Annotated in this window: 17 protein-coding genes, 22 tRNA genes and 1 rRNA gene; 35 read left to right on the forward strand and 5 right to left on the reverse strand. The window is 36.0% G+C overall.

The features are described 5' to 3' along the window. From rrf to BHU61_RS08910, 25 genes are all read left to right on the forward strand, one after another. A 5S ribosomal RNA gene (gene rrf / locus BHU61_RS08790) occupies positions 1-96 on the forward strand; the annotation flags it as partial. Positions 97-108: 12 nt separating this feature from the next. Beyond that, positions 109-184 (forward strand) — tRNA-Val (locus BHU61_RS08795). Positions 185-199: 15 nt separating this feature from the next. After that, positions 200-275: transfer RNA gene (locus BHU61_RS08800), tRNA-Thr, on the forward strand. A gap of 7 nt (positions 276-282) precedes the next feature. Continuing rightward, positions 283-358, forward strand: a tRNA-Lys gene (locus BHU61_RS08805). A 25-nt stretch (positions 359-383) separates the two neighbouring features. Then, positions 384-467: transfer RNA gene (locus BHU61_RS08810), tRNA-Leu, on the forward strand. 5 nt (positions 468-472) lie between these two features. Then, a tRNA-Gly gene (locus tag BHU61_RS08815) sits at positions 473-547 on the forward strand. 40 nt (positions 548-587) lie between these two features. Continuing rightward, a tRNA-Leu gene (locus BHU61_RS08820) sits at positions 588-676 on the forward strand. A 3-nt stretch (positions 677-679) separates the two neighbouring features. Next, positions 680-756: transfer RNA gene (locus BHU61_RS08825), tRNA-Arg, on the forward strand. Between the two features lie 19 nt (positions 757-775). Continuing rightward, positions 776-849, forward strand: a tRNA-Pro gene (locus BHU61_RS08830). Positions 850-871: 22 nt separating this feature from the next. Continuing rightward, positions 872-947, forward strand: a tRNA-Ala gene (locus tag BHU61_RS08835). 20 nt (positions 948-967) lie between these two features. Further along, a tRNA-Met gene (locus tag BHU61_RS08840) sits at positions 968-1041 on the forward strand. Between the two features lie 39 nt (positions 1042-1080). Then, positions 1081-1154 (forward strand) — tRNA-Ile (locus tag BHU61_RS08845). Between the two features lie 20 nt (positions 1155-1174). After that, a tRNA-Ser gene (locus BHU61_RS08850) sits at positions 1175-1267 on the forward strand. Between the two features lie 56 nt (positions 1268-1323). Further along, a tRNA-Met gene (locus BHU61_RS08855) sits at positions 1324-1397 on the forward strand. Positions 1398-1405: 8 nt separating this feature from the next. After that, a tRNA-Asp gene (locus tag BHU61_RS08860) sits at positions 1406-1481 on the forward strand. A gap of 7 nt (positions 1482-1488) precedes the next feature. Next, positions 1489-1561, forward strand: a tRNA-Phe gene (locus BHU61_RS08865). A gap of 16 nt (positions 1562-1577) precedes the next feature. Beyond that, positions 1578-1653, forward strand: a tRNA-Thr gene (locus tag BHU61_RS08870). Between the two features lie 4 nt (positions 1654-1657). Beyond that, positions 1658-1741 (forward strand) — tRNA-Tyr (locus BHU61_RS08875). Between the two features lie 20 nt (positions 1742-1761). Next, positions 1762-1835, forward strand: a tRNA-Trp gene (locus BHU61_RS08880). A gap of 2 nt (positions 1836-1837) precedes the next feature. Further along, positions 1838-1910, forward strand: a tRNA-His gene (locus BHU61_RS08885). Positions 1911-1926: 16 nt separating this feature from the next. Next, positions 1927-1998, forward strand: a tRNA-Gln gene (locus BHU61_RS08890). 5 nt (positions 1999-2003) lie between these two features. Continuing rightward, positions 2004-2077, forward strand: a tRNA-Cys gene (locus tag BHU61_RS08895). 355 nt (positions 2078-2432) lie between these two features. After that, a tRNA-Leu gene (locus tag BHU61_RS08900) sits at positions 2433-2514 on the forward strand. 130 nt (positions 2515-2644) lie between these two features. Beyond that, a complete protein-coding gene (locus BHU61_RS08905) occupies positions 2645-3337 on the forward strand; it encodes a GNAT family N-acetyltransferase (protein ID WP_111716248.1) in 693 nt (230 codons plus the stop codon). Positions 3338-3420: 83 nt separating this feature from the next. Next, positions 3421-3798 (forward strand): PH domain-containing protein, encoded by a 378-nt coding sequence (locus tag BHU61_RS08910; protein WP_111716250.1) that lies wholly within the window; start codon positions 3421-3423, stop codon positions 3796-3798. 14 nt (positions 3799-3812) lie between these two features. On the opposite strand, the gene BHU61_RS08915 is transcribed toward BHU61_RS08910, so the two are convergent. Further along, positions 3813-5078, reverse strand: a complete 1266-nt coding sequence (locus BHU61_RS08915) for a helix-turn-helix domain-containing protein (RefSeq protein ID WP_170122517.1) — start codon at positions 5076-5078, stop codon at positions 3813-3815. Between the two features lie 106 nt (positions 5079-5184). Here BHU61_RS08915 and BHU61_RS08920 point away from each other — a divergent pair, with 106 nt between their 5' ends. Then, positions 5185-6462, forward strand: coding sequence for an MFS transporter (locus BHU61_RS08920; RefSeq protein ID WP_170122518.1), 1278 nt, complete (start codon positions 5185-5187; stop codon positions 6460-6462). Here the strand turns inward: BHU61_RS08920 and BHU61_RS08925 are convergent. After that, the gene (locus BHU61_RS08925) at positions 6459-7370 is read right to left on the reverse strand and encodes a DMT family transporter (RefSeq protein WP_111716254.1); all 912 of its coding nucleotides are present in this window, start codon (positions 7368-7370) and stop codon (positions 6459-6461) included. The two genes, BHU61_RS08920 and BHU61_RS08925, sit on opposite strands and share 4 nt — an antisense overlap. 191 nt (positions 7371-7561) lie before the next feature. Further along, the gene (locus tag BHU61_RS08930) at positions 7562-7939 is read right to left on the reverse strand and encodes a YkvA family protein (protein ID WP_111716256.1); all 378 of its coding nucleotides are present in this window, start codon (positions 7937-7939) and stop codon (positions 7562-7564) included. Positions 7940-8015: 76 nt separating this feature from the next. On the opposite strand from BHU61_RS08930, the gene BHU61_RS08935 reads away from it, so the two are divergent. Both BHU61_RS08935 and BHU61_RS08940 read left to right on the forward strand, forming a co-directional pair. Next, positions 8016-8825: an aminoglycoside phosphotransferase family protein gene (locus BHU61_RS08935; RefSeq protein ID WP_111716258.1), complete on the forward strand. Its 810-nt coding sequence runs from the start codon at positions 8016-8018 to the stop codon at positions 8823-8825. A 25-nt stretch (positions 8826-8850) separates the two neighbouring features. Then, entirely contained in the window at positions 8851-9348 is a 498-nt protein-coding gene (locus BHU61_RS08940) for a P-loop NTPase family protein (protein ID WP_111716259.1), read from the forward strand. A 188-nt stretch (positions 9349-9536) separates the two neighbouring features. On the opposite strand, the gene BHU61_RS08945 is transcribed toward BHU61_RS08940, so the two are convergent. Next, positions 9537-10091 carry an ATP-dependent Clp protease proteolytic subunit gene (locus BHU61_RS08945; RefSeq protein ID WP_111716261.1) on the reverse strand — a complete coding sequence of 185 codons (555 nt, stop codon included), beginning with the start codon at positions 10089-10091 and terminating at the stop codon, positions 9537-9539. A gap of 168 nt (positions 10092-10259) precedes the next feature. On the opposite strand from BHU61_RS08945, the gene BHU61_RS08950 reads away from it, so the two are divergent. Both BHU61_RS08950 and BHU61_RS08955 read left to right on the forward strand, forming a co-directional pair. After that, a complete protein-coding gene (locus BHU61_RS08950; RefSeq protein ID WP_111716568.1) occupies positions 10260-10577 on the forward strand; it encodes a nucleoside triphosphate pyrophosphohydrolase family protein in 318 nt (105 codons plus the stop codon). Positions 10578-10671: 94 nt separating this feature from the next. Further along, positions 10672-11718 (forward strand): PTS sugar transporter subunit IIC, encoded by a 1047-nt coding sequence (locus tag BHU61_RS08955; protein WP_111716262.1) that lies wholly within the window; start codon positions 10672-10674, stop codon positions 11716-11718. Between the two features lie 214 nt (positions 11719-11932). On the opposite strand, the gene BHU61_RS08960 is transcribed toward BHU61_RS08955, so the two are convergent. Continuing rightward, on the reverse strand, positions 11933-13087 hold the full coding sequence (locus tag BHU61_RS08960; protein WP_111716264.1) for an aminotransferase class I/II-fold pyridoxal phosphate-dependent enzyme: 1155 nt from the start codon (positions 13085-13087) through the stop codon (positions 11933-11935). Positions 13088-13290: 203 nt separating this feature from the next. On the opposite strand from BHU61_RS08960, the gene BHU61_RS08965 reads away from it, so the two are divergent. The 5 genes from BHU61_RS08965 to nfsA all read left to right on the forward strand — a co-directional run bounded on the left by BHU61_RS08965 (position 13291) and on the right by nfsA (position 17914). Continuing rightward, positions 13291-14697 carry an ABC transporter substrate-binding protein/permease gene (locus tag BHU61_RS08965; RefSeq protein WP_111716570.1) on the forward strand — a complete coding sequence of 469 codons (1407 nt, stop codon included), beginning with the start codon at positions 13291-13293 and terminating at the stop codon, positions 14695-14697. After that, positions 14690-15412 (forward strand): amino acid ABC transporter ATP-binding protein, encoded by a 723-nt coding sequence (locus BHU61_RS08970; RefSeq protein ID WP_111716265.1) that lies wholly within the window; start codon positions 14690-14692, stop codon positions 15410-15412. The genes BHU61_RS08965 and BHU61_RS08970 overlap by 8 nt, the downstream gene beginning before the upstream one ends. A gap of 153 nt (positions 15413-15565) precedes the next feature. Then, entirely contained in the window at positions 15566-16690 is a 1125-nt protein-coding gene (gene queG / locus BHU61_RS08975) for a tRNA epoxyqueuosine(34) reductase QueG (protein WP_111716267.1), read from the forward strand. Further along, entirely contained in the window at positions 16691-17164 is a 474-nt protein-coding gene (gene trmL, locus BHU61_RS08980) for a tRNA (uridine(34)/cytosine(34)/5-carboxymethylaminomethyluridine(34)-2'-O)-methyltransferase TrmL (RefSeq protein ID WP_096075976.1), read from the forward strand. 12 nt (positions 17165-17176) lie between these two features. Continuing rightward, positions 17177-17914 carry an oxygen-insensitive NADPH nitroreductase gene (gene nfsA / locus BHU61_RS08985; RefSeq protein ID WP_111716268.1) on the forward strand — a complete coding sequence of 246 codons (738 nt, stop codon included), beginning with the start codon at positions 17177-17179 and terminating at the stop codon, positions 17912-17914. The last annotated feature ends 98 nt before the right edge of the window (positions 17915-18012 follow it).

Raw genomic sequence — 18012 nt, forward strand, 5'->3', positions numbered from 1 at the left:
AGGTCACACCTGTTCCCATACCGAACACAGAAGTTAAGCTCTCTAGCGCCGATGGTAGTTGGTCTTACGATCCGCGAGAGTAGGACGTTGCCGGGCAATATATACCCAGGAGGATTAGCTCAGCTGGGAGAGCATCTGCCTTACAAGCAGAGGGTCGGCGGTTCGAGCCCGTCATCCTCCACCATTTATTTATTATTATGCCGGAATAGCTCAACTGGTAGAGCAACTGACTTGTAATCAGTAGGTTGAGGGTTCAAGTCCTTTTTCCGGCACCATTTCTTTGAGCCATTAGCTCAGTTGGTAGAGCATTTGACTTTTAATCAAAGGGTCAGAGGTTCGAATCCTCTATGGCTCACCATTATTTATATACTTAATACTTGCATGCGGGTGTGGCGGAACTGGCAGACGCACTAGACTTAGGATCTAGCGCCTTTGGCGTGGGGGTTCGACTCCCTTCACCCGCACCATATTTGCGAAAGTAGTTCAGTGGTAGAATACAACCTTGCCAAGGTTGGGGTCGCGGGTTCGAATCCCGTCTTTCGCTCCATTAATTCTATCGTAATAATTATGGCTTTTATTACTTAAAAGCCGGGGTGGCGGAACTGGCAGACGCACAGGACTTAAAATCCTGCGGTAAGTGATTACCGTACCGGTTCGATTCCGGTCCTCGGCACCATTAGCGCCCGTAGCTCAATTGGATAGAGCGTTTGACTACGGATCAAAAGGTTAGGGGTTCGACTCCTCTCGGGCGCGCCATTATTTTAATTACTAGCTACGGGAAGTAGCTCAGCTTGGTAGAGCACTTGGTTTGGGACCAAGGGGTCGCAGGTTCGAATCCTGTCTTCCCGATTTGCTTTAAAAGCTTTAATATGGGGGCTTAGCTCAGCTGGGAGAGCGCCTGCTTTGCACGCAGGAGGTCAGCGGTTCGATCCCGCTAGTCTCCACCATATTAACTTAATATTATTTCGGCGGCGTAGCTCAGCTGGCTAGAGCGTACGGTTCATACCCGTGAGGTCGGGGGTTCGATCCCCTCTGCCGCCACTATCTTTTTTAAAACTTAATGTGTACTTTTAGGATTTAGGACCTTTAGCTCAGTTGGTTAGAGCAAACGGCTCATAACCGTTGGGTCGCAGGTTCGAGTCCTGCAAGGTCCACTTAATTATTTTTATATAATGGAGGAATACCCAAGTCCGGCTGAAGGGATCGGTCTTGAAAACCGACAGGGGCTTAACGGCTCGCGGGGGTTCGAATCCCTCTTCCTCCGCCATTATTTTTTACTTCAGCAAAATAAAATAAAAAAGATTTTCAATTATTTATTATTATCGCGGGATGGAGCAGTCTGGTAGCTCGTCGGGCTCATAACCCGAAGGTCGGTGGTTCAAATCCGCCTCCCGCAATTATTAGTGGTCCCGTGGTGTAGCGGTTAACATGCCTGCCTGTCACGCAGGAGATCGCGGGTTCGATTCCCGTCGGGACCGCCATTTGTATGGCTCAGTAGCTCAGTCGGTAGAGCAATGGATTGAAAATCCATGTGTCGGCGGTTCGATTCCGTCCTGAGCCATCTTTTTTATTATTATGCCGGAATAGCTCAACTGGTAGAGCAACTGACTTGTAATCAGTAGGTTGAGGGTTCAAGTCCTTTTTCCGGCACCATCTTGGAGGGGTAGCGAAGTGGCTAAACGCGGCGGACTGTAAATCCGCTCCTTCGGGTTCGGCAGTTCGAATCTGCCCCCCTCCACCATTTTTTATTTGTTTATTTTTAGGGGCATAGTTTAACGGTAGAATAGAGGTCTCCAAAACCTTTGATGTGGGTTCGATTCCTACTGCCCCTGCCATGGCGATTGTGGCGAAGTGGTTAACGCATCGGATTGTGGTTCCGACACTCGTGGGTTCGATTCCCATCAGTCGCCCTTAATTTTTTAATATTGGGCTATAGCCAAGCGGTAAGGCAACGGACTTTGACTCCGTCACTCGTTGGTTCGAATCCAGCTAGCCCAGCTTTAGGCGCCATAGCCAAGTGGTAAGGCAGAGGTCTGCAAAACCTTTATCACCGGTTCAAATCCGGTTGGCGCCTCCATTAATTTTATATATGCGGGAGTATTTCAACTCTTAGAATACGGACCTTCCTGGTTCGAGATGTAGGTGTAAGTCCTACCTTCCGCTCCATTTTTGTTAAGCTGCATGATGCATGCTTATTTTTTTCGTAGAATTTATGTGAATACATAGAGATAAAAAAAGAACTACAGAAAGATTCTGTAGTTAAAAGTAATTAAACGAAAATGAAATTTGGTGATAATAAAGTTGACGAGACTTTATTACACGTTCATTATAACAGGTCATTTGCTATTTGTGAACATAGATTGAAAATAGGATGAAATTCTTGACCATAACTTTTTTAAGTATTATACTTATTAAATAATAAATTTTACTAAGCCACCGTGGCGGAATTGGCAGACGCGCCGGACTCAAAATCCGGTTCCTCACGGAGTGTCGGTTCGACCCCGACCGGTGGTACTAATGTCCCTTTAACTTTTAGTTAGAGGGACTTTTTTTATTTTAGATACCTGAACAATTCCGGATACTTGGTGTATCCGGAATTGTTTAATATAATAGCAACAGACACACATAAGAAAGTAGGATAATTATGAGATATAACGAATATAATCAGCCAGTAGGAGATTTGATTAAAGATTATTCACCTGGAATACTACCTAACATACAATCAATTACGGGAAAGACTGTTACTATAGAAAAAATTAATATTAAGCACTGTGATGATTTATATGAAATATATGGTGCATCATCAGAACCAGAAAATCTTACATATATGCCGATTCAAAGATTTGAGAGTAAATTAGAATTTAAAGATTATTTAATACAGTTAATAGCTTCTGTTGATCCTTACTATTTAACGATTATCGACAATCATACACAAAAAGCAGTAGGAACATTCTCTCTCATGCGTATAGACAATCTGAATAGGGTCATTGAAATGGGATGGATTGTTTATTCTCCATTATTAAAACGCAGCAGACAGGCAACAGAAGCGCAGTATATAGTTATGAAGTATGTATTTGAAGAATTAAAGTATCGACGCTACGAATGGAAATGTGATAGCTTAAATGAGACATCGAATAAATCAGCAACACGATTAGGCTTTACGTTTGAAGGTACATTTAGACAAGCAACTGTTTATAAAGGACGTAACCGTGATACAAATTGGTTTTCAATAATTGATAAAGAATGGCCAGCCAATAAATTGAGATTAGAGTCGTGGTTAGATGATAGTAACTTTGATAAAAATCAGAACCAATTGAGCGCATTAAGGGAAATGTAATATTTTAAATACATACTCTTATTCCTATTAATTCCAAATTTATTTTGTTATATTAATATTATACAAAATAAGGAGGCATTAGAATGGGATTATTTGATGAATTGATGGGCAACTCTAGTGAAAAAAATACAGAGGAAGTTCAAAATGAATTTCAGGATTATTTGCTTGAAGATGAAGTAGTTGAGGCGAGTTTTATTCTAATTCGTGATTTGTTTGTGTTCACGAATAAACGTATCTTAATCGTTGATAAACAAGGGTTCTCAGGTAAGAAGATTGAGTTTATTACAATACCTTATAAGAATATTAGAGCATTCAGTGTAGAAAATGCAGGTCGATTTGATATTGATGCAGAATTAAAACTTTTTGTGGCAGGTATTCAAATGCCAATCGTTAAATTATTTAATAAGGACACTGATATTGTGAAGTTGCAAAAATTAATAGCACAAAGATTACTTAATTAATGAAAGCCCACAGATTATGAAAGATAATCTGTGGGCTTGTTTTGGTTCATAATTCTTTTGTATGTGTCTTCTGTAATTTTTGTAAAATGGTTTGGAGGGATATTTTTAATGATATCCATTGCTTTCATGATATATTCTTTTGCATTATCATTTTCATTTTTACGTTCAGCATTAATAGCGAGATAAGTATATTTTTGAGCGTGTATACTTATATCAGCTGGAGCTAAATATGGTATGTCATTTGGATAGTCATTTAATTTTTTAATAGCATTATCAAAATCACCTAAATTATATAATGCAATTGCCTCATATAGTTGCCAGATATTATTAAAATTATCATCTACTTCAGTCTGATATTTATCATGTACTAATATTTGTTGCTGTACTTCTAATAGATTCTTTAATTCTTTATATTCTCTTCGATAGAAGTGATAGATTAAATCGGCTGTGTACATATCAAATTTTGTTTGGAAATCTTCAGGATTAAATTGTTTTAAGATATCAAACTTTTTATATGTAGATTGATATTTATCCATATCTTCATCCAGTAAATACTTAAAGCATTGTGATTTGTAAATTGGTGAAAGAAGTTTAAATGTCTTATTTTGTATAGATACTTCTTCAGCTAACTCTAAATATTTAATTAAATTACTCGTATCATATGAAGAATAGCCATAAGCTGCTATTGATAACAGTAATCTTGGAATTAAATTTGGATCAGTAATATCGTTATCTTCTTTATATTTTTCATATAATTCTACTCCTTTAGTAAAAGCACTATCGTATTTACCAAGTATAAAATATACAGAAATTAAATCATTTTCAACATCAAGGAGAGCATTTTTGTCATCATTTTTTATATATATTTCTTTAGCCATTGTTAGATAATGCATGGCTGTTTTATCATCTTTTTCTATTCCTTTAGTAAATGCATACCACTGAAATATAAAAGCTCCTTTTCTGTTTTGCTTAATTTGATCTATATAAGGAGAAACCGTTTGTTTTATTACTTCATTATGAAAAAGACTTGGTACATTAATAATTTCTTTAACCTTATTATAAATTTGATTTGTAATTTCCTCATCCCCATCTTCCAACAGGACACTTACTGTAGTGTCTAACTTTTTAGCGATGTATTCTAAACTTTCCATTGATGGATTGTTTTTATCATTTTCTATAAGACTGAGCATACCCTTTGTCATATAATCCCCAGCGAGATCTACGAGCGTCATTTTTTTACTTTTGCGAAGACTTCTAATTTTAGAACCTAATGTATTCATAATAACCTCCATTAACTAGTTTAATTATATTAAACTTTCATTTGCTTTTCAAATTTTTATTTTATATAATAAGTTTAATTAAATTAAACTTATGGAGGTAGATATTATGGATTTAGAAATGAAACAATCAAAACGTCAAATGTATCTATTAATATTAAGTACGATGATTTCGATGTTAGGTGTATCCATCTATAGTTTCGGTATCAGTTTTTATATCCTTTCTGCTACAGGTTCTGCCAAACTGTTTTCAATTAATTTAGCGATGAGTGTTCTTGGTAGAATCGTGGTAACACCGTTATCTGGATACTTAGCAGATAACTTTGATCGTAAAAAGGTTATATTCTGGAGTATATTTATAGAAGCTATTTTAGTATTTCTTTTATTGCTCTATATTCATTTTCTAGGTTTTAATATCATTGCCCTATACATCGTAACTTTTTTTGCTGCATTTATTTCAAGTGCGAGCAATCCAAGTTTTATGGCAGCAATTCCGCATATTGTTCATGGTGAACATTTACAAAAGACAATGGGATATAATTCCACAGCAAGTAGTTTGTCGATGCTTTTAGGTCCAGTGTTAGGTGGATTATTATATGGATTTGTGTCTAAAGAATTATTTTTATTCATTTTCGTTATTGCATATATTTGTGCAAGTTTGGTCATTCTTATGATTAATTTCAAATTATTTCAAAAGGATGATGCTGTTGATTCAAATGATGCAATAATTGAAGAAGAAGGTGTCTTTAAAAGTTTTAAGTATGGGTTACAATATATCTGGCATCATGAAATTTTAAGAACACTCCTTATATTATTTATGTCCTTAAACTTCTTTGTATCAGGTATAAATATTGGAATGAGCAAAATTATCATCGGTCATTTTGAAGCAAGCTCAGAAATGATGGGGATATTAGAAGCATCTTTTAGTGTGGGTGTATTGATAGGTGGCATAATTATTGGTAATAAGAAAAAATTTGATAATCCGTTTCCTATGCTTAAAAAGGGATTATTATTAGAGGGTGTATTTTTAATAGTGATAAGTTTGCCATTGCTGTTAATGAATAGCTTATGGCCGGTTTATATTACTTTCTTTATTTGTGGTCTACTATTAGGTGTTACAGCACAGTTTGTTAATACACCATTGTTTGTATTCTTTCAGGAGCATATCGAAGCACGTGTTCAGGGAAGGGTATTCTCTGTAATCAATTTAACAGCACAGTTACTGATGCCAATTTCTTATATTATATTTGGAATCATCTTTGATCAAGGATACTATGGTATAACGTTTCTAGTTTGTGGCGTGAGTTGCATTGTACTTGTATTAAGTGTTATGAATCAGAAGTTTTCAATGCGATCTAACAAATTTTTAAACCAAACATCTCATTAATGAGAAGCTTGGTTTTTTTCTTTTGTATTTAATATAGATATGAATAGCACGACACCGAGTATAATCATCATTCCAGCACATTGGATGATATCAAATGGTTGTTTCAGCCAAACAATACTGAGAATAACTGCTGTTAATGGTTCAATACATCCGAGTAGCGCAGTAAGTTGTGGATCGATATATTTTACGCTGAGTAGATATAGGAAGAAGGCTAGCGCGGTTCCAACGATGATAACGAATATGAGATAAATGTTAAACATTGCACCGTATGACAGTGGATTGATCTGCCAGTGTCTATTGAATAGACTGATAAACAATCCTGCTATAAGCATCGCCCATCCAATAATAACGAGTGGGGTATTACGGACAAAGAGTCTTCCGGCGTACATTGTATAGAACGCTGCTGCGATTGCTGATAATAATCCCCAGATAATTGCTGCTGGCGGTACGACAACATTGTTAATATTACCGCTCGTGAGCAATAGAAATGTTCCGAATGATGAGACGAGTATAATGATCAGATCTATCGCTCTAAACTCTGTCTTACGTGTAATAAGCAGGAAAGTCAGTATGACAATCGGCGCTAAATATTGTAAGAGCGTCGCTACTGCTGCATTACCCGCTTCTATTGATGCTAGAAATGTATACTGTACCGCAAGCATTCCAAATATTGAATAAATCACAAGCTGGAAAAATGTATGCTTATCGCGAAATACATTCAGTATATTTTGCTTCCTTATCATGGCCAGGCAAAGCAAAAAGATACCGCTTAAGATTAATCTAATGGTTATAAACCAATCAAGTGGTACGCTATAGCCTTGAAAGATTTGCTGGGATACGGTGCCTCCGACACCCCAGAATATTGACCCTAATGTGACAAACATAATCCCTTTTAATTTATTATTCATCACGTCACTCCTTTCAAGCAATATATAGATTATAAAGATGTCAATATCATAATGTCAATATCATATGTACATTGTTTGCTTAGAAAAGACAAAATTATATTTTCAAGATGGATGAAAGTTAGAAAACTACTAATCAGTATGGTAAAATGGCGTAATATAGGTTTGTGAATTAAGCGTGAAACAAATCAAATTTATTGGTTAAATAATGAATGGAATAATTGAAAGAGTGCATAGAAAGTAAATAGCCATATGAGTAGAATTGGCAATGCAAAATACCAGCGTTTTAAATCTTTACGCGTCAAACTTTGAGCTTCATGCTGGCATTGAGTAAAGATGTCATCAGGAATCAGTTTAATGGTAGAACTAATGAATAATGGTAACAAGATAATGTCATCTAAAAATCCTAGTACTGGAATAAAATCAGGTATTAGGTCTATAGGGGACAGTGCATAAATGATGGTGATAAGCGCCAATACTTTAGCAAGTATTGGTGTTTCTTTTTTATGTAAAGCGATAAATATAGCTGGAACATCTATTTTTAATTGTTTAGCGCGTTGCTTTAAGTTCATCTTTTAACCTCGATAGTTTTTAGTCATAATATCGAATATAATATAAAGATGCAAATTATAGATAGGACGTGATAGCTTGGCTTCAGTAAGAGGAGTGTTATTTGCATTACAGGATATGCATTATGTCAGTGGACGATGTGTGCTAACTGAAATCACAACGGGAACAACGAGCAAAGTATTCTTTATCGATGAATTTGATAAGAAATATATTCTTAAACTCAATCCACCATTATCAATTCAGTCTGAAAGTCAGTTTCTGAAAAGATATCAGCAAATAGAGGTTTTTCCTGAGTGTATTACGACAGATGATACAACATATATATTAATGGAACATATGAAAGGTTCGATGCTGAATGGGCATTACAGTAAATTAAAGATACTAGATAAGATAAATTTTATGAATCAATATGAATATTGTGATAGCAGAGTCGGTTATATCAATGATTTAAAACCTGATTTTAAAATATTCTTAAAAGATGAACTGGCATTAGAACGACTGGTCATCGATGATTATTATGATAGTGAAGCATTGTTTGATGCCTTGGGCACTGTAGCATTACCAGAAGAAGCACCGAAATATGTTCATGGCGATTTCGGTTATCATAATTTTATTATGCAAAAAGAAGTGCTATCTGTAATCGATCCAACTCCGATGCAGAATTTGATATTATATGAACTATTGTTTTTATATTGTTCAAGTCCTTATGACATCAATGAAGAAACACTGCGTGCATATTATGACTATTATTTAAAGTTTAGCTGGATTGAGTATAAAGAATTTTTAATATATGCAAGAATTATTATGGCTTTACGGCTTTCAACGAGTACTAGACATCATCCGGAAGATACAGCACAGTATGTGGCGTTGCTAAATGAATTATTTTAGATAATAAAGATTTTGGGGGTTACCTATGAAAAAGATAATAGTAATCGGTTGTCCTGGAAGCGGAAAAAGTACGTTTTCTCGTAATCTCAGTAAATGTTTAGATATACCAGTTATTCATCTTGATCTTTTGAACTGGAAGTCAGATCGAACTGTAGTAGAAAGAGAAGTATTTTTGAATCGACAAAGGGAAGCGTTAAAAGGTGAGACGTGGATTATTGACGGGAATTATGGATCAACCATTGAGATGCGCATCGCTGCATGTGACACGATTTATTTCTTAGACTTACCGGTTGAAGTTTGTCTGGAGAGTATCGAGCAAAGAAAAAGAAAAGAGAGGCCAGATATGCCTTGGATAGAGACTAATGAAACGGATTCAGAATTTATTGCATTCATTAAACAATATAATATTGTGAGCAGACCAAAAGTAATTGAGCTACTAGAGAAATATCCCGATAAAAAGCAGGTAATTTTCCAGTCACGTGAAGCAGTGAATGGTTATATTAATGATTATTTGAAGCAATAGCGGAATCGAGTGGTAAAGAGAGAAGATATCGCTAAAACTGAAGCGTAATAGCGGAATCGAGTAATGAAGATAAAAGATACCGCTAAAACTGGAGCGCAATAGCGGAATCGAGTGGTAAAGAGAGAAGATACCGCTAAAACTGCCGAAAAAAATCCCAATGCATCAAAATGCGCATTGGGATTTATGATCTAGATTTCTTTTTGATTTTCGATAATTTTATTGACGATACCGTACTCTAAAGCTTCTTGTGTGCTTAACCAGTAATCACGACCTGTATGTTGTTCAACTTCTTCTACAGATTTGCCAGTTTCACGTGCGATTAATTCGTTTAATTTTTGACGTGTACGGATAATTTCTTTTGCAGTAATTTCCATGTTGGACGCTTGTCCTTGTGTACCACCACTTGGTTGGTGAATCATGAAGCGTGTATTAGGTAATGCGTAGCGATTTTCTTTCTTACCTGATAAGTAAATTAATACGCCTGCACTAACTACCCATCCTGCACCAATAATTTTAACTTCTGATTCGATGAAATTAATCATATCATGTATTAAATAACCTGAATCTACATGTCCACCTGGAGAAGAGATGATTAATTTAATCGGATCATGATTGATTGAATCTAATAATAATAATTGATTAACAACTTCTTTCGCTGATTTATCATCAATACCACCTGAGATTAAGATTGTGCGTGATTCTATCATTTTTTCTAACATAAGATCTTTATTTTCGTTTGTCATAATGTGCCTCCTATAAGCTTATTAATTATATTTTATTTGTTTGGTCAATTTAAGTCAAAGAATATGGATTATTAGAACTCAACAAAAAAAATAACTTGTATATGCATAATAATTATTTTTATTAAGAGATAATCTGCTATGATGTATAAAAACAATCGAGGTAATAATATGAATAATTCATTTGAAGCAATTATTGAACAATCAATCAAGATTAGAAAACAGTATCATGCATTAGAAGTATCACACCATCAATCTGAATGGTCTTTAGAAGAAGATGCTTTAGCATTTTTAACAGATGCAGCACTTGTCGGTCGGTTAGTAATGGATAAAGAAAAACGTTGGCCAAAACCTAATAGTGAAGGAGAGCTTGGTTATAAAATTGCAGAATCAATTTGGTGGTTAATTAATATTGCAGAACGTAGTGATATTGATATCGCAAAAGTATTACCGGAAGTGTTAAATAAGCTGGAACAAAATACAAAGTAGTAGGAAATTTTAAAAAATTTTATTAATTCATTGCTTTTAAGCGCTAAAGTATGATAGAAATAATACTATATAATTTTTTAGGGTAGGTGTTTAAATGAATATTAACGGTAAACAGTTTTTCTCAAATATATTAAATGGAATGGCAGCTGGTATCGTCGTTGCTTTAGTGCCGAATGCAATGCTTGGGGAGCTTTTTAAATATTTAGCAGGATATCATCCTGTGTTTACAAGTCTTGGACAATTATTGGTCATCTTTCAGTTTTGTTTAAGTGCGTTAGCTGGTATTACGATCAGTCAGCAATTTAAATTTAACGGTTTACAGACAGCGATACTTTCTGGTGCTTCTGTACTTGGTTCAGGTGCCGTTCAATTTAATGGTAAAGGTTTTATGTTTGCAGGAATCGGTGACATTATAAACATGATGTTAACCGTCGCGCTTAGTGCTTTTGTTTTAATTTTACTAGGAAATAAGATGGGCAGTTTGAATATCGTCTTTTTACCTTTGTTTGCAGGAATTTTACCTGGATTTATCGGTTCTCTTACACTACCATACGTAAAACAATTTACGGGTGCGATTGGTCAGGTCATTCAGCATTTTACGACTTTAAACCCACTCTTAATGTGTATTTTGATTGCGATTAGTTATAGTCTTTTGATGGCAACACCAATTTCTCTTGTTGCAATTGCAACTGTTATTAGTTTATCGGGGCTAGGGAGCGGCGCAGCAAACCTAGGTATCGTTGCATGTTGTTACACATTCTTATTCGGAGCACTGCGTGTGAATGATAAAGGCACAATCATCACATTAATTATTGGTGCAGCGAAAATGATGATGCCGGTATATTTCAAACATCCTATTATTATGGTGCCGCTACTTATCAATGGTATCATTGGTGGATTGTGTGCTTACTTCTTTAACGTTCAAGGTACGCCGATGTCGGCTGGATTTGGATACACAGGACTAGTCGGTCCGATCAATGCCTTTAAATTTATGGACGGCACTGTAATGCAGAATGTAATGAGTTTATTGCTAGCTTATGTCATCATTCCGTTACCGATTGCATTTATGTCTCATCAATTACTGAAAAAAGTATTACCACGTTATAATGATGAAATATATCTTTATAAAGCTGAACATTAATATAAAGTAAGATGGCCCGGTTCCTTAAGAGAATCGGGCCAAATCACCATGTTTGGCCCGATTCCAGAGCAGAACCGTGCCATATCACCTTATTTGGCCCGATTTCAGAGCAGAACCGTGCCATATCACCTTGTTTGCCCGATTCCAGAGCAGAACCGTGCCAAATCACCATATTTGGCCCGATTCCATAAAAGAATCGGGCCACTTTTTAACGCTATTTATTATAATTTTTTAAAAATCGTTCTAATCTTACCATAGCCTCTTTAATTTCTTCCATACTTGATGCAAATGATAATCTGATATGTCCCTCACCGTATTCTGAGAATGCACTTCCTGGTACAACTGCCAATCTTTCTTGATCCAATAGGTCTAAAGCAAATTGATACGAATCGCTATTGTAAGCTGATATATCCGGGAAGATATAAAAGGCACCTTGTGGTTTTTCAACTGGTAATCCTAATCCGGTTAATTTTTCATATAAAAAATCTCTGCGTTCGATGTATGCTTTATTCATAATTTTTACTGTTTCTGAATCTTTGAATGCTTCTATCGCACCATATTGACTCGGTGTTGCTACACAGATTGAATTATATAGATGTACTGATGTGACGTGAGTAATGAGTTCTGCATTAGACACAACGTAACCAATACGGGCACCTGTCACTGCGTGAGATTTAGATAGACCATTGATAACAAATAAATTATTTCTCAGTTCAGGAAACTCTAAAAATGAATGATGTGGTGCGTCATATACATTTTCACTGTATATTTCATCTGTTACGATAAAGATATCTTCGTCTTTTAACATATTTGCTAATCCTTGAATTTGTTCGTACGTTAATGTCTTACCTGTTGGATTCGTCGGATAGTTGAATAGTACTGCTTTTGTTTTAGGTGTTATTGCTGCTTTAATCGCTTCTGGTGTAGGTACGAGGTGTGTCTTAGAAGTATCAACGAGTACGACTTTAGCACCGAGCAGCTTTATGATAGGTTCATATCCTAAATAACATGGTGATGGTAAGATAACTTCATCTCCAGGATTGATGATTGTTCTAAATACATCATCAATCGCTTCTGATCCTCCGTTTGTAACTACAATCTCTGTTTCAGGATCATAATTGACATTAAATTTTTTCTGAATTGACTTTGCAATCTCATTTCTCAGCTCTATTAAACCTCTATTATGTGTATAGCGTAGTTTATCATTTTCAATCGCCTCAATCATCGCATGTTTGACTGATGCAGGAGGAGCGAAATCTGACTGTCCTAATGTTAAATCGATACAATCTTCTAGACCTGCTGCTTTATTTGCAAACTCTCGCGTTCCAGGTATTGTTACTTCATTGATGAATTCATTTAATTGCGGCATTTTATACACTTCTCTTTCAACTATTTTTGTTAATGATTATACGCTAACTCCCTTTAATAAGCAAAAGGATAAGCGAAATAAACAGAAAAAAATAATAATTCTGACTTGTATACTTATACATATAAGTGTATAATAAATTTTATCCAAAGGAGGGGAAGTCATTGTCTTTTAAAAAGTTATTAAGTTATCTTATATTGATTGTTATGATTGCAACGATTACACCATTTACGGCTCATGCAAAAACCGATCAATACGATACGATTAAGAAAAACGGTGTGCTGCGTGTCGGATTATCTGCCGATTATGCACCATATGAATTTGAGAAAACGGTTAACGGAAAGCGAGAATATGCAGGTATTGATATCGAACTTTCAAAAAAATTAGCGAAAGATCTTGGTGTTGAATTAAAGATAGTAAATATGCAGTTCGATAGTTTACTTGGTGCTCTAAAGACTGGGAAGATTGACGTAATTATTTCCGGTATGTCACCAACACCTGAACGTAAAAAAGAAGTGGACTTCTCTGACTATTATATGCATGTTCAGCAGCGTATGATTATACAGAAGAAAGATGCAAAAAAGTTAAAATCAATTGAAGATTTCAAAGGAAAGAACATTGGCGTTCAAAAACAAACAACACAAGAAGAGCTTGCCAAGACTGAAATTCCTGATGCGAACGTCACGTCACTGACACGTGTGCCTGAAATTATTATGTCTTTAAATACAGGTAAGATTGATGGCGTTGTATTAGAAGGTCCAGTTGGTGAAGCATATTTATCACAAAATACAAACTTAGCTTTCTCTGATATGCAGTTTGCTGATGAGAATAAAGGAACGGCAATTGCTCTGCCGAAAGATTCTCCAAAGTTACTTGATGCACTTAATAAAACGATTAAAGAAGTAGAAGATAAAGGATTAATGAAAGGTTATAAAGATAAAGCGAATGAAGCGATGTTTGATGAAGGGTCATTTTTCAGTAAATATGGTTCATTCTTTATTCAGGGTATTGGTGCTACAATCTTAATTTCATTAATCGGTGTAGTTTTAGGCTCAATCTTCGGTGGTATTCTCGCCTTTATGAAATTAAGCAAGAATATAATTTTAAAAACTTTATCATGGATTTACATTGAGTTTATTCGTGGTACACCATTACTTGTTCAAGTATTTTTAGTTTATTTTGGAACAACAGCAGTACTAGGTATCGACTTATCAGCATTTATTTGTGGTGCAATTGCGCTTGTCATTAACTGCGCTGCATATATTGCCGAAATTATTCGTGCCGGTATTAATGCGGTAGATAAAGGTCAAACTGAAGCAGCACGTTCTTTAGGTTTAAGCCATGCACAGACGATGAATAAAGTTGTGATGCCTCAAGCAATTAAAAATATCTTACCTGCTTTAGGTAATGAATTCGTCACTGTAATTAAAGAATCATCAATTGTTTCTGTTATCGGTGTTTCTGAATTGATGTTTAATGCACAAGTTGTTCAAGGTGCATCATTCGATCCATTTACACCATTATTGATTGCCGCAGTTGTATACTTCATCCTTACATTCGCACTAAGTCGAGTGATGAATGTATTTGAAAGGAGAATGAGGGTTAGTGATTAAAGTAAATAATTTGCATAAATATTTTGGTAAGGTTGAAGTGTTAAAAGGCATTGATCTTGAAATTTCAGAAGGAGAGGTTGTTGCAATTATCGGTCCATCTGGTAGTGGTAAATCAACGTTGTTACGTTGTTTAAATCTACTGGAAACACCGACGAGCGGTGAAATTATATTTGAAGGTAACGCTCTCACTGCTAAAGGAACTGATATAAATAAACTCCGTCAGAAGATGGGGATGGTATTCCAAAGCTTTAATCTCTTTCCGCATAAGACAGCTAAAGAGAACTTAATGCTTGCGCCATCATTACTAGGTAAGGGTAAGAAAAGTGAATTGGAAACAAAAGCATTAGATTTATTAGAAAAAGTCGGATTATCTGATAGAGCAGATAATTATCCTTCGCAATTATCTGGTGGTCAAAAACAGCGTGTAGCGATTGCCAGAGCGCTTGCTATGGATCCGGATGTTATCTTATTCGACGAGCCAACGTCAGCGCTTGATCCTGAAGTAGTAGGCGATGTATTAGCTGTTATGAAGAAGCTGGCTGAAGAAGGAATGACGATGGTCGTCGTAACCCATGAGATGGGTTTTGCCAGAGAAGTTGCTGACAGAGTTGTATTTATGGATAATGGCGTCGTTCAGGAAGATGCACCACCAGAACAATTATTTAATAACCCTCAAAATGAACGTGCGAAAGCATTTTTATCGAAAGTTTTATAATGCTTCGTAAATATTATTAAGCAAAGTGAGAAAACTGCTACAATCAAATTTGATTGTAGCTTCTTTGTTTTGGATGATGTAATTATTATCTCTTAAAAGAATCAATTTTATGGTAAAATAATAGTCTTATAAAGTGAAAAGGGGGAGAGATGGGTGTATCAAAAGTTAAAGCAGGAAATTATTGAATATAGTAAGACGATTGGCATAGATGCCATCGGTTTCACTACAGCAGAACCTTTTGAGTCACTGCGTCCAAAACTGGAAGCATATTATGCAAATAACTATGATTCTGGTTTTGAGAAAGGCACGATTGAAGAACGTATCAACCCTAAGCTTTCTCTCCCTGAAGCGCAGTCTATTATTGCGATTGCCGTCGGTTATCCGAATAAGCTACCTAATGCTCCGAAGAGTATTCGTGGCGCAAGACGAGGTATTTTCGCACGTGCATCATGGGGAATTGATTATCACACGCTATTAAATAAACGACTCGAACTGCTTGTCGCATTTATTAAAGAGAGAGTCCCTGAAGCACAAACGATGAATATGGTAGATACAGGTGTGCTCAGTGACAGGGCAGTTGCTGAACGTGCGGGTCTCGGCTATGCAGCTAAAAATGGTTTTATCTTAAATAAAGATTTAGGCACATGGACTTATCTTGGCGAAATACTTGTATCGATTCCATTTGAACCTGATCACCCAGTAATAGAATCATGTTTAGATTGTACAATTTGCATTGATCGTTGTCCGACAGGTGCTCTCCTAGGTAATGGGCAGCTTGATTCGAATAAATGCATCAGTTTCCTCACACAGACAAAAGGATTTATACCGGACGAATATCGTAGTAAGATTGGTAATCGTCTATATGGGTGCGACACGTGTCAGCAAGTGTGTCCGAAGAATCGAGGTATCAATACAACCCATGAGGATATTGAACTGGAACCTGAAAAGTTAAAGCCCCTCCTCGTTCCTCTACTCAAGATGACGAATAAAACTTTCAAAGCAGAATTTGGTCATCTAGCTGGTGCCTGGCGCGGCAAGAAACCGATTCAACGTAATGCTATTTTAGCACTCGCTCATTTCAAAGAAATCGATGCAGTACCAGATTTAAAGGAAGTCGCAGAAAGTGATCCTCGACCAGAAATTAAGGGAACAGCTTATTGGGCTATTGGTCAAATGAGTCATGATGAAATTGATTATTTAAAGGCAAGATATGAAAAAGAAACAGATAATGATGTTAAACTAGAAATATTAAAAAGTATAGAAAGTGTGGAAAAATAAATGTCATCAATTAACGTAGTATTATATCAACCGGAAATACCTGCTAACACAGGAAATATCGCTAGAAGTTGTGCAGCAACAGATACGCATCTTCATTTAATTCGTCCGCTAGGATTCTCTACTGACGATAAAATGTTACGTCGTGCCGGCTTGGATTACTGGAAATTTGTAAATATCACTTATTACGATAGTATCGAAGAATTCTTTGAAAAGAATGAAGGTCACTATTATTTACTGACGAAGTTTGGTACGAAACCTCATACGACATTCGATTATAGTAACCCTGACGAGAAACATTTCTTTATCTTTGGTCGTGAAACAACTGGTTTACCGGACTGGGTTAAAGAAAAATATATGGACACAGCACTGCGCATTCCAATGAACGACAATGTTCGTTCGCTTAATTTATCAAATACAGCAGCAATATTAATCTATGAAGCTTTACGTCAACAAAACTATCCAGGCTTAAATTAAGGAGGTCAGGTGATGAACGATATAATCCAGTTATTACAGAACCATCGCTCAATTCGTAAATTTAAAGATGAAGCGCTCAATCAGGAGACGATTAAGACTTTAGTGCGTGCAGCACAAAGTGCATCGACATCAAGTTATGTCCAGGCATATTCAATTATCGGTATTACTGACCAGCAAATTAAGCATCAACTTAGAGCAATCAGTGGTCAATCTTACGTGGAACATAATGGTCATCTCTTTGTATTTGTAGTTGATTATCATCGTCATCATGGATTAGGTAACCACTTAAAATCAAATGTAGATGATTATTTCGGGACGACAGAATCGCTATTAGTCGGTACGGTAGACGCTGCTTTAGCTAGTCAGAATATGGCAGTCGCAGCTGAAAGTATGGGACTTGGTATTTGTTATATCGGATCATTACGCAATAATATGCAGCGTGTGATAGATTTGCTTAATTTACCGGCATACACATATCCATTGTTTGGCATGGTTGTCGGTGTACCAGATGACGTGGGAAGTCAGAAAGAAAGATTACCACTGGACGTTGTTTATCATGAGAATACATATCAGCCTTTTAGCTATGATGATTATAAAGATTATGATGTGCGCACGAGTGCCTATTATAAAGCGCGTACAGCAGGTAAACGTGATGATAAATGGAGTGAACAGGTAATACAGATGCTTGGTGGTAAAGCACGTCTTGATGTAGATGGTGTCGTAAAGCAACAAGGATTTCTGAAACAATAAAAATAAGCCGAAGACAATTTGTCTTCGGCTTATTTTGTGATTATTTGTTTAAATCTTCTTCCTTAACACCGTAGCTAGATTCACGACCAGCAGTTAAG

This window comes from Macrococcus epidermidis (assembly GCF_003259695.1).
Taxonomy (GTDB): Bacteria; Bacillota; Bacilli; order Staphylococcales; family Staphylococcaceae; genus Macrococcoides; species Macrococcoides epidermidis.

Coding starts and splice junctions, on each gene's coding strand:
- BHU61_RS08905 (WP_111716248.1), top strand. CDS start 2,645: ATGAGATATAACGAATATAATCAGCCAGTAGGAGATTTGATTAAAGAT.
- BHU61_RS08910 (WP_111716250.1), top strand. CDS start 3,421: ATGGGATTATTTGATGAATTGATGGGCAACTCTAGTGAAAAAAATACA.
- BHU61_RS08915 (WP_170122517.1), bottom strand. CDS start 5,078: ATGAATACATTAGGTTCTAAAATTAGAAGTCTTCGCAAAAGTAAAAAA.
- BHU61_RS08920 (WP_170122518.1), top strand. CDS start 5,185: ATGGATTTAGAAATGAAACAATCAAAACGTCAAATGTATCTATTAATA.
- BHU61_RS08925 (WP_111716254.1), bottom strand. CDS start 7,370: ATGAATAATAAATTAAAAGGGATTATGTTTGTCACATTAGGGTCAATA.
- BHU61_RS08930 (WP_111716256.1), bottom strand. CDS start 7,939: ATGAACTTAAAGCAACGCGCTAAACAATTAAAAATAGATGTTCCAGCT.
- BHU61_RS08940 (WP_111716259.1), top strand. CDS start 8,851: ATGAAAAAGATAATAGTAATCGGTTGTCCTGGAAGCGGAAAAAGTACG.
- BHU61_RS08945 (WP_111716261.1), bottom strand. CDS start 10,091: ATGACAAACGAAAATAAAGATCTTATGTTAGAAAAAATGATAGAATCA.
- BHU61_RS08950 (WP_111716568.1), top strand. CDS start 10,260: ATGAATAATTCATTTGAAGCAATTATTGAACAATCAATCAAGATTAGA.
- BHU61_RS08955 (WP_111716262.1), top strand. CDS start 10,672: ATGAATATTAACGGTAAACAGTTTTTCTCAAATATATTAAATGGAATG.
- BHU61_RS08960 (WP_111716264.1), bottom strand. CDS start 13,087: ATGCCGCAATTAAATGAATTCATCAATGAAGTAACAATACCTGGAACG.
- BHU61_RS08965 (WP_111716570.1), top strand. CDS start 13,291: ATGATTGCAACGATTACACCATTTACGGCTCATGCAAAAACCGATCAA.
- trmL (WP_096075976.1), top strand. CDS start 16,691: ATGTCATCAATTAACGTAGTATTATATCAACCGGAAATACCTGCTAAC.
- nfsA (WP_111716268.1), top strand. CDS start 17,177: ATGAACGATATAATCCAGTTATTACAGAACCATCGCTCAATTCGTAAA.